The 16,854-nt window shown below is 46.1% G+C and carries 11 protein-coding genes and 2 pseudogenes; all 13 read left to right on the forward strand.

The annotated features are described in order from the left end of the window. Window positions 1-203: pseudogene (gene tuf / locus L5M49_RS24080) on the forward strand (elongation factor Tu); the annotation flags it as partial. Window positions 204-464: 261 nt separating this feature from the next. Further along, window positions 465-836, forward strand: a complete 372-nt coding sequence (secE, locus tag L5M49_RS24085) for a preprotein translocase subunit SecE (RefSeq protein ID WP_006083613.1) — start codon at window positions 465-467, stop codon at window positions 834-836. A 9-nt stretch (window positions 837-845) separates the two neighbouring features. Beyond that, window positions 846-1,397, forward strand: a complete 552-nt coding sequence (gene nusG, locus L5M49_RS24090; protein WP_105251029.1) for a transcription termination/antitermination protein NusG — start codon at window positions 846-848, stop codon at window positions 1,395-1,397. Window positions 1,398-1,524: 127 nt separating this feature from the next. Beyond that, the gene (rplK, locus tag L5M49_RS24095; RefSeq protein ID WP_006083611.1) at window positions 1,525-1,953 is read left to right on the forward strand and encodes a 50S ribosomal protein L11; all 429 of its coding nucleotides are present in this window, start codon (window positions 1,525-1,527) and stop codon (window positions 1,951-1,953) included. 4 nt (window positions 1,954-1,957) lie between these two features. Beyond that, on the forward strand, window positions 1,958-2,659 hold the full coding sequence (gene rplA / locus L5M49_RS24100; RefSeq protein WP_105251030.1) for a 50S ribosomal protein L1: 702 nt from the start codon (window positions 1,958-1,960) through the stop codon (window positions 2,657-2,659). 267 nt (window positions 2,660-2,926) lie between these two features. Then, on the forward strand, window positions 2,927-3,427 hold the full coding sequence (gene rplJ, locus L5M49_RS24105; RefSeq protein ID WP_006083609.1) for a 50S ribosomal protein L10: 501 nt from the start codon (window positions 2,927-2,929) through the stop codon (window positions 3,425-3,427). A 54-nt stretch (window positions 3,428-3,481) separates the two neighbouring features. After that, window positions 3,482-3,847, forward strand: coding sequence for a 50S ribosomal protein L7/L12 (gene rplL, locus L5M49_RS24110; protein ID WP_105251031.1), 366 nt, complete (start codon window positions 3,482-3,484; stop codon window positions 3,845-3,847). A gap of 243 nt (window positions 3,848-4,090) precedes the next feature. Beyond that, the gene (gene rpoB, locus L5M49_RS24115) at window positions 4,091-8,122 is read left to right on the forward strand and encodes a DNA-directed RNA polymerase subunit beta (protein WP_105251032.1); all 4,032 of its coding nucleotides are present in this window, start codon (window positions 4,091-4,093) and stop codon (window positions 8,120-8,122) included. An 84-nt stretch (window positions 8,123-8,206) separates the two neighbouring features. After that, window positions 8,207-12,424, forward strand: coding sequence for a DNA-directed RNA polymerase subunit beta' (gene rpoC / locus L5M49_RS24120; protein ID WP_105251033.1), 4,218 nt, complete (start codon window positions 8,207-8,209; stop codon window positions 12,422-12,424). A gap of 179 nt (window positions 12,425-12,603) precedes the next feature. Beyond that, on the forward strand, window positions 12,604-12,978 hold the full coding sequence (gene rpsL, locus L5M49_RS24125; RefSeq protein ID WP_006083605.1) for a 30S ribosomal protein S12: 375 nt from the start codon (window positions 12,604-12,606) through the stop codon (window positions 12,976-12,978). Between the two features lie 81 nt (window positions 12,979-13,059). Continuing rightward, window positions 13,060-13,530: a 30S ribosomal protein S7 gene (rpsG, locus tag L5M49_RS24130; RefSeq protein WP_011787570.1), complete on the forward strand. Its 471-nt coding sequence runs from the start codon at window positions 13,060-13,062 to the stop codon at window positions 13,528-13,530. Between the two features lie 78 nt (window positions 13,531-13,608). Next, window positions 13,609-15,705: an elongation factor G gene (fusA, locus tag L5M49_RS24135; protein WP_006083603.1), complete on the forward strand. Its 2,097-nt coding sequence runs from the start codon at window positions 13,609-13,611 to the stop codon at window positions 15,703-15,705. Between the two features lie 72 nt (window positions 15,706-15,777). Beyond that, a pseudogene (locus tag L5M49_RS24140) lies at window positions 15,778-16,808 on the forward strand (elongation factor Tu). Window positions 16,809-16,854 lie beyond the last annotated feature (46 nt).

The following is a 16,854-nucleotide window of genomic DNA, read 5'->3' on the forward strand; positions in this document are numbered from 1 at the left end:
GTCCACAGTTCTACTTCCGTACAACTGACGTAACCGGTACTATCGAACTGCCAGAAGGCGTAGAGATGGTAATGCCTGGCGACAACATCAAAATGGTAGTGACTCTGATTTGCCCAATCGCGATGGACGAAGGTTTACGCTTCGCAATTCGTGAAGGTGGTCGTACAGTTGGTGCTGGTGTAGTAGCTAAAATCATCGCTTAATTGCGATAGAAATTAGTTTGAAAAGGAAGCTTCGGCTTCCTTTTTTGTTTAAGTGGATTATTTCATAGGTTTTGTGGTTTGCATGGGATTCGCATCCTTGCTTACAAAGTCGAATAAGAATACAATCTATGGCCGATTTTTGACCCTGAGCTTATGCTATTTTGCGTTTCTAAGGGTGTTCGGAAATGCAGAGTGATGTGGGATTATGCCCGTCAATTAATGTGCTCTAAGCTCAGGCCGTATTGAGTAACGGAAAAACCGATGACAACAAATACTGAAAACCAGAACAATTCTCTGGATATCGTGAAGTGGGGTTTAGTGATTGTATTGCTAGCCGCTGCTGTTATTGGCAATCAAATGTATAGCGAAGCCAGTGCCGTCATACGTGCGCTTAGTGTTATCGTTGCATTCGCTATTGCTGGTTTTATTGCGCTTCAGACTGTAAAAGGTAAAAAAGCGTTAGCTTTTGCCCGTGAAGCGCATATCGAAGTGCGCAAGGTTGTATGGCCGACGCGTCAAGAAGCGCTAAACACCACTTTTATTGTCCTTGCAGCAACAGGTATCTTAGCTCTTATCCTTTGGGGTATGGATGCTGTGTTAATGCGAATTGTCAATTTTATCACTGGCGTATAGGCACCTCGAATGACTGAAGCTAAAGAAGCTAAAAAAAGATGGTATGTAGTGCAGGCATTCTCAGGCTATGAAGGCCGAGTTTGTAAGTCACTGATTGAATATATTAAAATGCATGGCATGGAAGCATACTTCGGTGAAGTATTGGTTCCGACTGAAGAAGTCATCGAAATGCGTGCAGGTCAGCGTCGCAAGAGCGAACGTAAGTTTTTCCCTGGCTATGTGTTAGTCCAGATGGAAATGAACGATGACAGCTGGCATTTAGTCAAAAGCATCCCGCGTGTTTTAGGCTTTATTGGCGGAACGTCTGATCGTCCTGCCCCAATTTCAGATAAAGAAGCTGATGCAATTCTGCGTCGCTTACAAGAAACGACAGCGTCACCGACTCATAGAACTATATTTGAGCCTGGTGAAGTGGTACGTGTGTGTGATGGTCCATTTGCTGACTTTAACGGCACCGTTGAAGAAGTGGATTATGACAAGAGCCGCGTGAAAGTATCAGTGATGATCTTTGGTCGTTCTACGCCTGTTGAACTTGATTTTAGTCAAGTTGAAAAAGGCTGATTAAATAAACTACAAAATCCGTTTGGCAACGGGTGCGAATTTCTATATAATTCGCACCCGTTGTTTTCGGGGGAGCATGTCAGCATGTCGCTGATGCGCGTTTGAACCCAAACTGAGGAAATGTCAGATGGCAAAGAAGATTGATGCTTATATTAAGCTACAAGTAAAATCCGGTTCTGCGAACCCATCACCACCAGTTGGTCCAGCTTTGGGTCAAAAAGGTGTGAACATCATGGAATTCTGTAAAGCGTTTAACGCCCGTACAGAAAAAATGGAAAAAGGCATGCCTATTCCAGTCGTGATCACTGTTTACAGTGACCGTTCATTCACTTTTGAAACTAAGACTTCTCCAGCGTCTTACTTACTGAAGACTGCTGCAGGCCTGAAATCAGGTTCTCCACGTCCAAACACTCAGAAAGTGGGTACTATCGCTCGCGCTAAAGTTCAAGAAATTGCTGAACTGAAAGCTGCCGATATGACTGGTGCTGACATTGAAGCGATGACTCGCTCAATCGAAGGTACTGCGCGTTCAATGGGTTTGGTTGTAGAGGATTAATATAATGGCAAAGCTAACTAAACGCATGCGCGTAATTCGCGAAAAAGTTGATGGTACTAAAAGCTACGATATCAACGAAGCTGTTGCTCTGTTAAAAGAATTAGCAACTGCAAAATTCGTTGAAAGTGTAGACGTAGCAGTTAACCTGGGTATTGACCCACGTAAATCTGACCAAAACGTTCGTGGTGCAACAGTGTTGCCACACGGTACTGGTCGTGACGTTCGCGTTGCAGTATTTACACAAGGTGCAAATGCTGAAGCTGCTAAAGCCGCTGGCGCAGAGCTAGTTGGTATGGATGATCTGGCTGAGAAAATCAAAGCCGGTGAAATGAACTTTGACGTAGTTATCGCATCTCCAGATGCAATGCGCGTTGTTGGTATGTTAGGTCAAATCTTAGGCCCACGTGGTTTAATGCCTAACCCTAAAACAGGTACAGTAACGCCAAACGTTGCTGAAGCTGTTAAGAACGCCAAAGCGGGTCAAGTTCGTTACCGTAACGACAAGAACGGTATTATCCACACTACTATCGGTAAAGTGGATTTCACACCAGTTCAATTGAAAGAAAACTTGGAAGCGTTAGTGTCAGCACTGAAAAAGGCTAAGCCTGCAGTTGCTAAAGGCATTTTCGTGAAAAAGATCAGCATCTCTACCACTATGGGTGCAGGTGTTGCAGTTGATCAAGCTACGCTTGAAACAACTCTATAATTTTACAAAGCGGGTGCATTAGTCTATAATGCGCGCACTTTGTGGGTTGAAGCCTGTTTTATCTCTCGTTAGGCGGAGTTTAACTCAGGTTTCCGTCCAAGACCGCAGGTGTTTTTTGTAAAAATAACTTAATTTCCTGCGTAGACGGTGTCAGGCCCCAGCTAAAATTTTTTACTGGATAATCTGCACCGTAAGTCACTAAATACATAAGTATTTAGTATGGTAAATACTAGGGAATACCCTAGGTAGAATCCAGGAGTAAAGCCAATGGCATTAAGACTCGAAGACAAAAAAGCGATTGTTGCTGAAGTCAACGAAGCTGCCAAAGGTGCGCTATCTGCAGTTGCCGCTGATTCTCGCGGTGTGACTGTAGGTGCTATGACCGGTCTGCGTAAAAAAGCTCGCGAAGCTGGTGTATATGTACGTGTAGTACGTAACACGCTAGCTCGTCGTGCTGTTGAAGGTACTGCTTTTGAGTGCCTAGCAGAAACGTTCACTGGCCCAACTTTGATTGCTTTTTCTTTAGAGCACCCAGGTGCTGCAGCACGTCTGTTAAAAGACTTTGCTAAAGAACAAGCTAACTTCGAAGTTAAAGGCGCAGCCTTTGAAGGGAATTTCATCCCTGCAGCTGAAATTGATCGTTTGGCGAAACTGCCAACATACGAAGAAGCACTAGCTCAGTTAATGATGACTATGAAAGAAGCATCTGCTGGCAAGTTCGTTCGTACACTGGCCGCCCTGCGCGATCAAAAACAAGAAGCCGCTTAATTTCAAGCTGGCTGCTTAATAAAATTGAATTCAGAACAATAGGAAACATTTGTTATGTCTATCACTAAAGACCAAATCTTAGAAGCCTTTGCAGCTATGTCTGTAATGGAAGTTGTTGAACTGATCGAAGCTATGGAAGAGAAGTTCGGCGTTTCTGCCGCTGCTGCTGTTGTTTCTGGCGGTGCAGAAGCAGTTGTTGTTGAAGAACAAACAGAATTCAACGTAGTTCTGACTGCTCACGGCGACAACAAAGTTGCAGTTATTAAAGCCATCCGTGGCGCAACTGGTTTAGGCCTGAAAGAAGCTAAAGCTATGTCTGAAGCTGCTCCAGTAGCAGTTAAAGAAGGCGTTTCTAAAGAAGAAGCTGAAGCTCTGAAGAAAGAACTTACTGAAGCTGGTGCTTCTGTAGAAATTAAGTAAGCTATTATTTAGCTTGCTCACCCAAGCCACTTGGGTGGAGGCTGGCGGTTTTTTAACCGTCGGCCTTTTTTGCGCTATATGCGCTGGCGATTTTTTTTCACCGTTTGTCGCCAAATTTTGCAGTCCCTAGCAGAGATTACTGGTTAGGTTCTTGCCATCAACGGTGATGGGCAAACGTGCTGAATTTTAATAACTTAAGTTATTTATTCAGTCTTGGTCACATCTCGTAAGCAGAGGAAACCCATGGTTTACTCCTATTCTGAAAAGAAGCGTATTCGCAAAGACTTTGGTAAGCGTCCAAAAGTTTTGGATATCCCTTATTTATTGTCTATCCAGCTAGACTCTTTTAAGAAGTTCACCGATCAAGATCCTACCGGTGAGCGCGGTTTAGAAGCCGCCTTCCGTAGCGTTTTTCCCATCAAGAGCTTTTCTGGTAACTCAGAACTGCAATACGTCAGCTATAAGCTTGGCGAGCCTGTTTTTGATGTGAAAGAGTGTCAGATCCGTGGTGTTACGTATTCAGCTCCACTACGCGTTAAATTACGCATGGTGTTGTATGACCGTGAAGCAGCGGCGGGCACAGTAAAAGATATTAAAGAACAAGAAGTCTACATGGGTGATATCCCATTGATGACGGATAACGGTACTTTTGTTATCAACGGTACTGAGCGTGTAATCGTATCTCAATTACACCGTTCTCCAGGCGTGTTCTTTGATCATGACCGTGGTAAAACCCACTCATCAGGTAAGGTGCTGTATAACGCACGTATTATTCCTTACCGTGGTTCATGGCTTGACTTTGAATTCGATCCTAAAGATGCACTATTTGTGCGTATTGACCGTCGCCGCAAACTGCCTGCGACCATCATGTTACGTGCATTAGAATATTCTACTCAAGAGATCCTCGATCTGTTCTTCGAACGCGTTGAGTTCAAGATCAAGAAAGATACTCTGGTCATGTCTTTGGTGCCTGAACGTCTGCGTGGTGAAACTGCCAGCTATGACATCAAGGATGCTGAAGGTTCTGTACTGGTTGAAGCGGGACGTCGTATTACTGCGCGTCACATTCGTCAGTTAGAAAAGACCAATACCACTGAGCTTGAAGTGCCAGTTGAATATATCGTGGGCAAATATGCTGCTCAAGATTATATCGATCCGGACACAGGTGAAGTTTTAGTCTCTGCCAACAGTGAAATTAGCTTAGAAGATCTGGCTAAACTATCATTGGCCGGTATTAAAGATATCAGCACGTTGTATATCAACGAGTTAGATCATGGTGCTTATATTTCAGATACGCTGCGTATCGATTCAACCACTAACCGCTTAGAAGCGCTGGTTGAGATCTATCGTATGATGCGTCCTGGCGAGCCACCAACCAAAGATGCTGCCGAAGCACTATTCCAGAACTTGTTCTTCAGTGAAGAGCGTTATGACCTGTCTAAAGTAGGTCGTATGAAGTTCAACCGTCGTCTCAGCATTCCTGATGACGAAGGTAGCGGTGTATTGTCAAAAGAAGACATCGTCGCGGTAATGAAGAACATCATTCATATCCGTAACGGTTTCGACGAAGTCGATGACATCGATCACTTAGGTAACCGTCGTATTCGTAGCGTCGGTGAAATGGCTGAAAACCAATTCCGTGTTGGTTTAGTCCGTGTTGAGCGCGCCGTGCGTGAACGTCTGTCTTTAGGCGATCTGAACGAGCTGATGCCACAAGACTTGATCAACGCTAAGCCAATTTCTGCTGCAGTGAAAGAGTTCTTCGGTTCTTCTCAGCTGTCACAATTCATGGACCAAAACAACCCGCTGTCAGAAGTAACGCATAAGCGTCGTATTTCTGCTCTTGGCCCTGGTGGTTTGACTCGTGAACGTGCAGGCTTCGAAGTCCGCGACGTACATCCAACGCATTATGGTCGTTTATGTCCAATTGAGACCCCTGAAGGTCCAAACATTGGTCTAATCAACTCATTAGCAAGTTTTGCCCGTACTAACTCTTACGGCTTCCTAGAAACGCCATACCGCAAGGTTATCGATGGCGTGATTACTGACGAAGTGGAATACTTGTCAGCAATCGAAGAAGGTCGTTATGTGATTGCACAGGCGAACATCGAAGTTGACGCTAGCGGTCGTATGGCAGAAGAGCAAATTGCTTGTCGTCATAAAGGTGAATCGACCTTTATGCGCGCTGCTGACATCCAGTATATGGACGTTTCGCCACAACAGATTATTTCTGTTGCTGCGTCACTGATCCCGTTCTTAGAACACGACGATGCTAACCGTGCCTTGATGGGTGCGAACATGCAACGTCAAGCCGTACCCACACTGCGCTCTGAAAAGCCGCTAGTAGGTACTGGTATTGAACGTACTTTGGCTGTTGACTCTGGTGTTGTGGTTGTTGCTAAACGTGGTGGTTTTGTAGACTACGTTGATGCGAGCCGCATCGTTGTTAAAGTAAATGAAGATGAGCTGCGCCCAGGCGAAGCCGGTATCGACATTTATAACCTGACTAAATACACCCGTTCTAACCAAAACACTTGTATCAACCAACGCCCTTGTTGTGCTGTTGGTGAGCCAGTCGTTCGTGGTGACGTGTTAGCAGACGGTCCGTCTACTGACTTAGGTGACTTAGCCCTTGGCCAGAACATGCGTATCGCATTCATGCCTTGGAACGGTTACAACTTCGAAGACTCGATCTTAATTTCTGAGCGCGTAGCGCAAGAAGACCGTTTCACCACTATCCACATTCAGGAGCTGTCTTGTATTGCTCGTGATACCAAACTGGGTAGCGAAGAAATCACGGCTGATATTCCAAACGTAGGTGAATCTGCTCTGTCGAAACTCGACGAGTCAGGTATCGTTTACATTGGTGCAGAAGTGAAGGGCGGCGATATTCTGGTTGGTAAAGTGACGCCAAAAGGCGAAACACAGCTAACGCCAGAAGAGAAGTTACTCCGTGCTATCTTCGGTGAGAAAGCGTCTGACGTTAAAGACAGTTCACTGCGTGTTCCTAACTCTGTTAAGGGCACTATCATCGACGTTCAGGTATTTACCCGTGACGGCGTTGAAAAAGACAAGCGTGCAGTTGAAATCGAAGAGATGCACATTGCCCAAGCTCGTAAAGACTTAGGCGAAGAGTTCAAGATCCTTGAAGAAGGTGTATTGAGCCGTGCGCGTAACCTGTTAATCGGTGCTGGTTTCACTGAAGCGCAAATTGCTGCGTTGCCACGTAAAGATGTATTGGTTCAAGTCATTGACGATGAAGCAAAACAAACTGAACTTGAGCAATTAGCTGAACAGCATGAAGAGCTGAAAGCTGACTTCGATAAGAAGTTTGAAATCAAACGTCGCAAGATCACCCAAGGTGATGACTTGGCGCCAGGCGTACTCAAGATCGTTAAGGTTTACTTAGCGGTTAAGCGTACTATCCAACCTGGTGACAAGATGGCGGGTCGTCACGGTAACAAGGGTGTTATCTCTAAGATTTGCCCAATCGAAGACATGCCATATGACGAACAAGGTAACCCAGTAGACATCGTATTGAACCCGCTAGGTGTTCCATCACGTATGAACATTGGTCAGGTACTTGAAGTCCATATGGGCGCCGCTGCCAAAGGCATTGGTAACAAGATCACTGCGATGCTTGAAGAACAGCGTGAGCTGGCTGAAGTTCGTGGTTACATCAAGCAAGTTTATGAATTAGGTGACGAAGTGCAGCAGCGCGTCGATATCGATTCATTCACTGATGATGAAGTATTACGTCTTGCGACTAACCTGAAAGGCGGTATCCCGATTGCAACTCCTGCATTCGACGGTGCTAAAGAGAAAGAGATCAAGCAGATGCTTGAACTTGCAGGTTTGCCAACCTCTGGTCAGTTGAAGTTGTTTGATGGTCGTACCGGTAACGAATTTGAGCGTCAAGTAACGGTAGGTTACATGTACATGCTCAAACTGAACCACTTAGTTGATGACAAGATGCACGCCCGTTCTACCGGTTCGTACAGCTTAGTGACTCAACAACCACTGGGCGGTAAAGCTCAGTTCGGTGGTCAGCGTTTCGGTGAGATGGAAGTGTGGGCACTAGAAGCATACGGTGCCGCTTATACGCTTCAAGAAATGCTCACTGTTAAATCGGATGACGTTAACGGTCGTACTCAGATGTATAAGAACATCGTCGACGGTAACCATCAGATGCAACCTGGCATGCCAGAGTCCTTCAACGTGTTACTGAAGGAGATCCGTTCACTCGGTATTAATATCGAGTTGGATCAGGCATAAGCGCAGGCCTTTAGCCGCGTTTGGCAAACAGAATGGTGCTCCGTGCAAGCGGAGCACCCGGTTTAACTCCTTCAGGAGAGAAACGTGAAAGACTTATTAAAGTTTCTGAAACAGCAAAGCAAGACTGAAGAATTTAACGGCATCAAAATTGGTCTGGCATCGCCTGATCTGATCCGTTCTTGGTCTTTTGGTGAAGTTAAGAAGCCAGAAACCATCAACTACCGTACCTTCAAGCCTGAGCGTGAAGGTCTGTTCTGTGCGCGTATCTTTGGCCCAGTCAAAGATTACGAATGTTTGTGCGGTAAGTACAAACGTTTGAAGCACCGTGGTGTTATTTGTGAAAAGTGTGGCGTTGAAGTAACCCAAACTAAAGTACGTCGTGAGCGTATGGGTCACATCGAACTGGCTAGCCCAGTTGCGCACATTTGGTTCTTAAAATCGCTACCGTCACGTATTGGCTTAATGCTGGATATGACGCTGCGTGATATCGAACGCGTACTGTATTTTGAATCATTTGTCGTGATCGAGCCTGGCATGACCAGCCTTGAACGTGGCCAAATGCTGACAGAAGAAACTTATCTGGATGCATTAGAAGAATACGGTGATGAGTTCGAAGCTAAAATGGGTGCCGAAGCAGTGCTTGAACTGTTACGTGCTATCGATTTAGCGAAAGAAATCGAACAAATGCGTGAAGAATTGCCTTCAATCAATTCTGAGACTCGTCGCAAGAAAGTGACTAAACGTCTTAAGTTGATGGAAGCATTCTACACTTCAGGCAACAAGCCTGAGTGGATGATCTTAAAAGTACTGCCTGTGTTACCACCTGACTTACGTCCGTTGGTTCCGCTCGATGGCGGCCGCTTCGCGACTTCAGATCTTAACGACCTGTATCGCCGCGTGATCAACCGTAACAACCGTTTGAAGCGTCTGTTAGATTTAGCTGCGCCAGACATTATCGTACGCAACGAAAAGCGTATGTTACAAGAGTCTGTTGATGCGCTATTAGATAACGGTCGTCGTGGTCGTGCTATTACCGGTTCTAACAAGCGTCCTCTGAAATCTTTGGCCGATATGATCAAAGGTAAGCAAGGTCGTTTCCGTCAGAACTTATTGGGTAAGCGCGTTGACTATTCTGGTCGTTCGGTAATTACCGTAGGTCCTACTCTACGTCTGCACCAATGTGGTCTTCCTAAGAAGATGGCACTGGAACTGTTCAAGCCATTCATCTATGGCAAGCTAGAAGGTCGTGGCTTAGCGACTACCATCAAAGCGGCTAAGAAGATGGTTGAGCGTGAAGTGGCAGAAGTATGGGACGTTCTGGATGAAGTGATCCGCGAACATCCAGTGATGCTCAACCGTGCACCAACACTGCACAGACTGGGTATCCAAGCGTTCGAACCTGTACTGATTGAAGGTAAAGCGATCCAGTTACACCCACTCGTTTGTGCGGCATACAACGCCGACTTCGACGGTGACCAAATGGCGGTACACGTACCGTTAACACTGGAAGCGCAGCTTGAAGCCCGTGCCCTGATGATGTCTACCAACAACATCCTGTCACCAGCCAACGGCGAACCTGTTATCACACCGTCTCAAGACGTGGTATTGGGTCTGTACTACACCAGCCGTGAGCGTATTAATGGCCGTGGTGAAGGTATGGCATTTATGTCTGTTGCTGAAGTTGAAAAAGCTTACGCAACTGGCGCTGCTGAACTGCATGCCCGCGTTAAAGTTCGTATCACTGAAACCATTATTGGTGACGATGGTGAGCGCACTGAACAACGCCGTATCGTTGATACGACTGTGGGTCGTGCTCTGCTGTCACTTATTCTGCCAGCAGGTTTGTCATTTGATCTGGTTAACCAGAACATGGGCAAAAAGCAGATCTCTAAACTGTTGAACACCTGTTATCGTCAACTGGGTCTGAAAGATACTGTTATCTTCGCTGACCAATTGATGTATACCGGTTTCCGTTTTGCAACCATCTCTGGTGCCTCTGTCGGTATCGATGACATGGTTATTCCAGACGAGAAATACACCTTAGTTGCTGATGCAGAAGCGGAAGTTCTTGAAATTCAAGAGCAGTTCCAATCTGGTCTAGTCACAGCTGGTGAGCGTTACAACAAAGTTATCGATATCTGGGCAAGTGCCAACGAAAAAGTTTCTAAAGCTATGATGGAAAACCTGTCAACTGAGACAGTGATTAACCGTGATGGTGTTGAAGAGAAACAAGCCTCGTTTAACAGCATCTATATGATGGCTGACTCAGGCGCTCGTGGTAGTGCCGCACAGATCCGTCAGTTGGCGGGTATGCGTGGTCTGATGGCTAAGCCAGACGGCTCAATCATCGAAACGCCAATTACCGCTAACTTCCGTGAAGGTCTAAACGTACTCCAGTACTTTATTTCTACTCACGGTGCGCGTAAAGGTCTAGCCGATACGGCATTGAAGACAGCGAACTCGGGTTACCTGACTCGTCGTCTTGTAGACGTTGCACAAGATTTAGTGGTTATCGAAGACGATTGTGGTACTCACGAAGGTCTAACCATGAAACCGCTGATTGAAGGTGGTGATGTGGTTGAGCCGTTACGTGAACGCGTACTGGGTCGTGTGGTTGCGATTGATGTGTTCTATCCAGGCACTGAAGACGTATTAGCACCACGTAACACGCTACTCGACGAAGCATGGTGTGACAAGTTAGAAGAGCATTCAATCGACGAAGTGATTGTACGTTCTGTTATTTCTTGTGATACCGATTTCGGTGTGTGTGCAGCTTGTTACGGTCGTGACTTGGCTCGTGGTCATATTATTAACCACGGTGAAGCCATCGGTGTTGTGGCAGCACAATCTATCGGTGAACCAGGTACACAGTTAACGATGCGTACGTTCCACATCGGTGGTGCGGCATCTAGAGCGTCTGCAGAAAACAATGTCCAAGTGAAAAACTCGGGTTCATTGAAACTGCATAATGCTAAGCATGTTACTAACAGTGACGGCAAACTGGTTATCGTTTCTCGTTCTTCTGAACTGGCTGTTATTGACGAGCTGGGTCGTGAGAAAGAGCGTTATAAAGTGCCATACGGTACTGTGCTCGAGAAACTAGAAGAAGCGGCTGTTGAAGCGGGCGATGTTATCGCTAACTGGGATCCACATACTCACCCAATCATTTCTGAAGTGGCGGGTAGTATCAAGTTCGTAGACATGATTGACGGTGTCACTATGACACGTCAAACAGACGAACTAACGGGTCTGTCATCAATCGTGATCCTTGACGTTGGTCAGCGTGGTACTGCGGGTAAAGAAATGCGCCCAATGATCCGTCTGCTTGGCGCTAATGGTGCTGACTTGATGATCCCAGGTACTGAAGTGCCAGCACAATACTTCTTACCAGGTAGTGCGATCGTTAACTTAGAAGATAACGCGCAAATCAACGTGGGTGACGCATTAGCTCGTATTCCTCAGGAATCGTCTAAAACACGCGACATCACCGGTGGTCTGCCACGCGTTGCTGACTTGTTCGAAGCGCGTAAGCCAAAAGAGCCTGCTATTCTGGCGGAAATCTCTGGTACCATCTCGTTTGGTAAAGAGACCAAAGGTAAGCGTCGTTTGGTGATTACACCTGCTGATGGCGGCGATCATTATGAAGAGATGATCCCTAAGTGGCGTAACTTAAACGTGTTCGAAGGTGAAAAAGTCGAACGTGGTGAAGTTATCGCTGACGGTCCAGAAGCGGCGCACGACATTCTGCGTCTTCGTGGTATCCACAACGTAGCAAACTACATTGTAAACGAAGTACAGGACGTTTACCGCCTGCAAGGCGTGAAGATCAACGATAAGCATATCGAAGTGATCATCCGTCAGATGCTGCGTAAGTGTCTTATCACTTCTGCCGGTGACACTGACTTCCTCGAAGGGGAACAAGCTGAAGTGTCGCGCGTGAAGATTGCTAACCGCGAACTGATCGCCCAAGGTAAAGTGCCTGCGACCTTTGAACGTGAACTACTGGGTATTACTAAAGCATCTCTGGCAACAGAATCCTTTATCTCAGCAGCATCGTTCCAAGAAACCACGCGCGTACTGACCGAAGCCGCCGTAGGTGGTAAGAGCGATCAATTACGTGGTCTGAAAGAAAACGTTATCGTTGGCCGACTGATCCCAGCCGGTACTGGTTACGCTTATCACAAGACTCGTAATGAAGCGCGTGCGAAGAAAAACGAACCTGTAGTAGTGAACAAGATCACTGCAAGTGAAGCCGAACAGAACTTGGCCGATCTCTTAAACTTGGCTGGTAGCCAAGATTAAGTAATAAGTTTGTTATAAAAAGGCGCCTATGGCGCCTTTTTTCTTGTAATATGCCGCAAAAGTTGGCTATTTCTTGACAGTCAGGCATTACCTTTCTAAAATTCCGCGTCCCACCATTGTGGGATATAGATTTTTCACACCTTATCGTTGAGTTTGATTCAACTGACTCGGAGCTATACATGGCAACTGTAAACCAGTTGGTACGTAAGCCACGCGCGCCAAAAGTCGACAAGACTAACGTGCCTGCGTTGAATGCGTGCCCGCAAAAACGTGGTGTTTGTACACGTGTGTACACTACTACCCCTAAAAAACCTAACTCTGCACTACGTAAAGTAGCTCGTGTGCGTCTAACTAACGGTTTCGAAGTAACTTCGTACATCGGCGGTGAAGGCCACAACCTGCAGGAACATAGCGTGATCTTAATCCGTGGTGGTCGTGTTAAAGACTTACCAGGTGTGCGTTATCACACTATTCGTGGCGCATTAGACTGTGCAGGCGTGACTTCACGTCGCCAAAGCCGTTCTAAATACGGTGCTAAGCGTCCTAAGTCTTAACTTATCCGTTAAGTAAGGCCAAGCTAGTTTTATTTTGAGAATTCCAGTTTTGGAAATCCCTGAAGCATACGGAGAATTGTTATGCCAAGACGTCGCGTTGTAGGACAACGTAAAATCCTACCAGATCCAAAGTTTCACAGTGAGTTGCTGGCTAAGTTCATCAACGTCATTATGCAAGACGGCAAAAAGTCGACTGCAGAAAAAATTATTTACAAGGCACTAGATGTTGTCGCTGAAAAGAAAAGCGAAAACCATTTAGTTATCCTTGAAGCAGCCCTGGACAACGTTCGCCCATCAGTCGAAGTTAAATCTCGTCGCGTTGGTGGTTCTACGTACCAGGTACCATGTGAAGTTCGTCCTGTGCGTCGTAACGCACTGGCGATGCGCTGGTTAGTTGAAGCTGCTCGTAAGCGTGGTGAAAAATCTATGGCTTTACGTCTGGCAGGTGAAATGCTGGATGCGTCTGAAAACAAAGGTACTGCTGTTAAGAAGCGTGAAGACGTGCATCGCATGGCTGAAGCTAACAAAGCCTTTGCTCATTACCGTTGGTAATATGATGGTGTGGGCTTAGGCCCACACCATAGTTGTTGATATTGCCAAGACTTAGGTCTTGGTGGAGAGGGTATAATCGTGGCTCGTACAACCCCAATTGAGCGTTATCGTAATATCGGTATTTGTGCTCATGTTGACGCAGGTAAAACCACCACAACAGAACGTGTTCTGTTCTATACCGGTTTGTCTCATAAAATCGGTGAGGTGCATGACGGCGCCGCTACCACAGACTGGATGGTTCAAGAGCAAGAGCGTGGTATCACTATCACCTCGGCTGCGGTAACCACATTCTGGCGTGGTATGGATGCTCAATTCACTGAACACCGCATCAATATCATCGATACCCCTGGTCACGTTGACTTTACTATTGAAGTTGAACGGTCTCTGCGTGTCCTCGACGGCGCTGTTGTCGTTTTCTGTGGTTCATCTGGTGTTGAACCTCAGTCAGAAACAGTGTGGCGTCAAGCTGATAAATACCGCGTTCCACGTTTGGTGTTTATCAACAAGATGGACCGTGCAGGTGCAGACTTTGAACGTGTAGTGAAGCAAATTAGAACTCGTCTTGGAGCCACTTGTGTGCCTATTCAATTGAATATTGGTGCAGAAGAAAACTTCAAAGGCGTGATCGACTTAATCAAGATGAAAGCAATTAACTGGAATGAATCAGACCAGGGTATGACTTTCACTTATGAGGAGATCCCTGCAGAGTTAGCAGCTAAAGCGGCTGAAATGCATGAGTATCTGGTTGAAGTGGCAGCCGAATCTTCGGATGAACTGATGGATAAGTACCTTGAAGAAGGCACGCTATCAGAAGACGAAATTAAAAAGGCGCTACGTCAGCGTACTATAAATAATGAAATCGTTTTAGCGACTTGTGGTTCTGCATTTAAGAACAAAGGCGTTCAAGCGGTACTTGATGCGGTTATTGAATTCTTGCCAGCGCCAATTGATGTGCCTCCAATTAAGGGCATCGATGAGAACGACCAAGAAGTAGAACGCCCATCAGATGACAATGCGCCTTTTGCTGCATTGGCATTTAAGATTGCTACAGATCCATTCGTAGGAACTTTGACCTTTATTCGCGTGTACTCAGGCGTACTCGAATCAGGTTCAGGCGTTTACAACTCTGTCAAACAGAAGCGTGAACGCGTAGGTCGCATGGTGCAAATGCACGCAAACGATCGCACTGAACTGAAAGAAGTCCGTGCTGGTGATATCGCAGCGGCGATTGGTCTAAAAGAAGTGACTACGGGTGATACGCTTTGTGATAACGATCATAGAGTGATCTTGGAACGTATGGAGTTCCCAGAGCCAGTAATTACCATTGCCGTTGAGCCTAAGTCAAAAGCCGACCAGGACAAAATGGGTATCGCGTTGCAAAAGCTTGCAGCGGAAGATCCATCATTCCGAGTTGAAACTGACGAAGAATCATCACAAACTCTGATTTCGGGTATGGGTGAGTTACACTTAGACATCATCGTCGACCGTATGCGTCGCGAATTCGGTGTTGAATGTAACGTAGGTAAGCCACAAGTGGCCTACCGCGAAACTATCCGAGCATCAGTAGAAGCTGAAGGTAAATTTGTACGCCAATCAGGTGGTCGTGGACAATTCGGTCACGTTTGGTTAAAACTAGAGCCTAATGAAGAAGGCGCTGGTTACGAATTTGTCAATGCAGTTGTGGGAGGTGTGATTCCTCGTGAATTCATTCCTGCGGTTGATAAAGGTATCCAAGAACAGATGAAGAATGGCGTTCTCGCTGGCTTCCCTGTGTTGGACGTGAAGGTCACTCTGTTCGACGGTTCATATCATGATGTGGACTCGAACGAGATGGCGTTCAAAATTGCAGGTTCTATGGGCTTCAAAAAGGGTGCGCTTGAAGCGAATCCGGCGTTGCTCGAACCTTGCATGAAAGTAGAAGTAACTACCCCTGAAAATTATATGGGTGACGTCGTTGGTGATTTGAACCGTCGTCGTGGCTTAATTGAAGGGATGGATGATGGCTTCGGTGGCATCAAAATAGTCCATGCTGTAGTGCCTCTTTCTGAAATGTTTGGTTATGCAACTGATTTGCGCTCTGCTACACAGGGTCGCGCTTCATACTCTATGGAGTTTTTGAAGTACTCTGATGCACCGCAAAACATTGCAAAAGCGATTATTGAATCTCGTAGCTAATATCCAGTTACGACATAAATGTTATTATGGTCCAGCACTGACTGGACTATTCTGAAAAGAAAGGAATATATCGTGGCAAAAGCTAAATTTGAACGTATTAAGCCTCACGTAAACGTGGGCACCATTGGTCACGTTGACCATGGTAAAACCACACTGACTGCAGCTATCTCTCACGTACTGGCTAAGACCTACGGTGGCGAAGCTAAAGACTTCTCTCAAATCGATAACGCTCCTGAAGAGCGTGAGCGCGGTATTACGATCAATACCTCTCACATCGAATATGACACGCCTTCACGTCACTACGCACACGTAGACTGCCCAGGCCACGCTGACTATGTTAAAAACATGATCACTGGTTGGAATTGGTTGAAATGGAAGTGCGTGAACTTCTGTCAGAATACGATTTCCCAGGTGATGATTTACCAGTAATCCAAGGTTCAGCTCTGAAGGCCCTAGAAGGTCAACCAGAGTGGGAAGCTAAGATCCTTGAATTAGCCGCAGCACTGGATTCTTACATTCCAGAACCACAACGTGATATCGATAAGCCGTTCCTACTGCCAATCGAAGACGTATTCTCAATTTCAGGCCGTGGTACAGTAGTCACTGGTCGTGTTGAGCGTGGTATTGTTAAAGTGGGTGACGAAGTTGAAATCGTTGGTGTTCGCACAACGACTAAAACAACGTGTACTGGTGTAGAAATGTTCCGTAAACTGCTTGACGAAGGTCGTGCAGGCGAGAACTGTGGTGTGTTATTACGTGGTACTAAGCGTGATGACGTAGAACGTGGTCAAGTATTGGCTAAACCAGGTTCAATCAACCCACACACCACTTTTGAATCAGAAGTTTATGTTCTGTCAAAAGAAGAAGGCGGACGTCACACTCCATTCTTCAAAGGCTACCGTCCACAGTTCTACTTCCGTACAACTGACGTAACCGGTACTATCGAACTGCCAGAAGGCGTAGAGATGGTAATGCCTGGCGACAACATCAAAATGGTAGTGACTCTGATTTGCCCAATCGCGATGGACGAAGGTTTACGCTTCGCAATTCGTGAAGGTGGTCGTACAGTTGGTGCTGGTGTAGTAGCTAAAATCATCGCTTAATTGCGATAGAAATTAGTTTGAAAAGGAAGCTTCGGCTTCCTTTTTT

Source organism: Shewanella sp. SM74 (genome assembly GCF_025653725.1).
GTDB classification, from domain to species: Bacteria; Pseudomonadota; Gammaproteobacteria; order Enterobacterales; family Shewanellaceae; genus Shewanella; species Shewanella oncorhynchi.

Bases quoted from the DNA above. Each gene is read 5' to 3' on its own strand.
- secE (WP_006083613.1), top strand. From the start codon at position 465: ATGACAACAAATACTGAAAACCAGAACAATTCTCTGGATATCGTGAAG.
- nusG (WP_105251029.1), top strand. From the start codon at position 846: ATGACTGAAGCTAAAGAAGCTAAAAAAAGATGGTATGTAGTGCAGGCA.
- rplK (WP_006083611.1), top strand. From the start codon at position 1,525: ATGGCAAAGAAGATTGATGCTTATATTAAGCTACAAGTAAAATCCGGT.
- rplA (WP_105251030.1), top strand. From the start codon at position 1,958: ATGGCAAAGCTAACTAAACGCATGCGCGTAATTCGCGAAAAAGTTGAT.
- rplJ (WP_006083609.1), top strand. From the start codon at position 2,927: ATGGCATTAAGACTCGAAGACAAAAAAGCGATTGTTGCTGAAGTCAAC.
- rplL (WP_105251031.1), top strand. From the start codon at position 3,482: ATGTCTATCACTAAAGACCAAATCTTAGAAGCCTTTGCAGCTATGTCT.
- rpoB (WP_105251032.1), top strand. From the start codon at position 4,091: ATGGTTTACTCCTATTCTGAAAAGAAGCGTATTCGCAAAGACTTTGGT.
- rpsL (WP_006083605.1), top strand. From the start codon at position 12,604: ATGGCAACTGTAAACCAGTTGGTACGTAAGCCACGCGCGCCAAAAGTC.
- rpsG (WP_011787570.1), top strand. From the start codon at position 13,060: ATGCCAAGACGTCGCGTTGTAGGACAACGTAAAATCCTACCAGATCCA.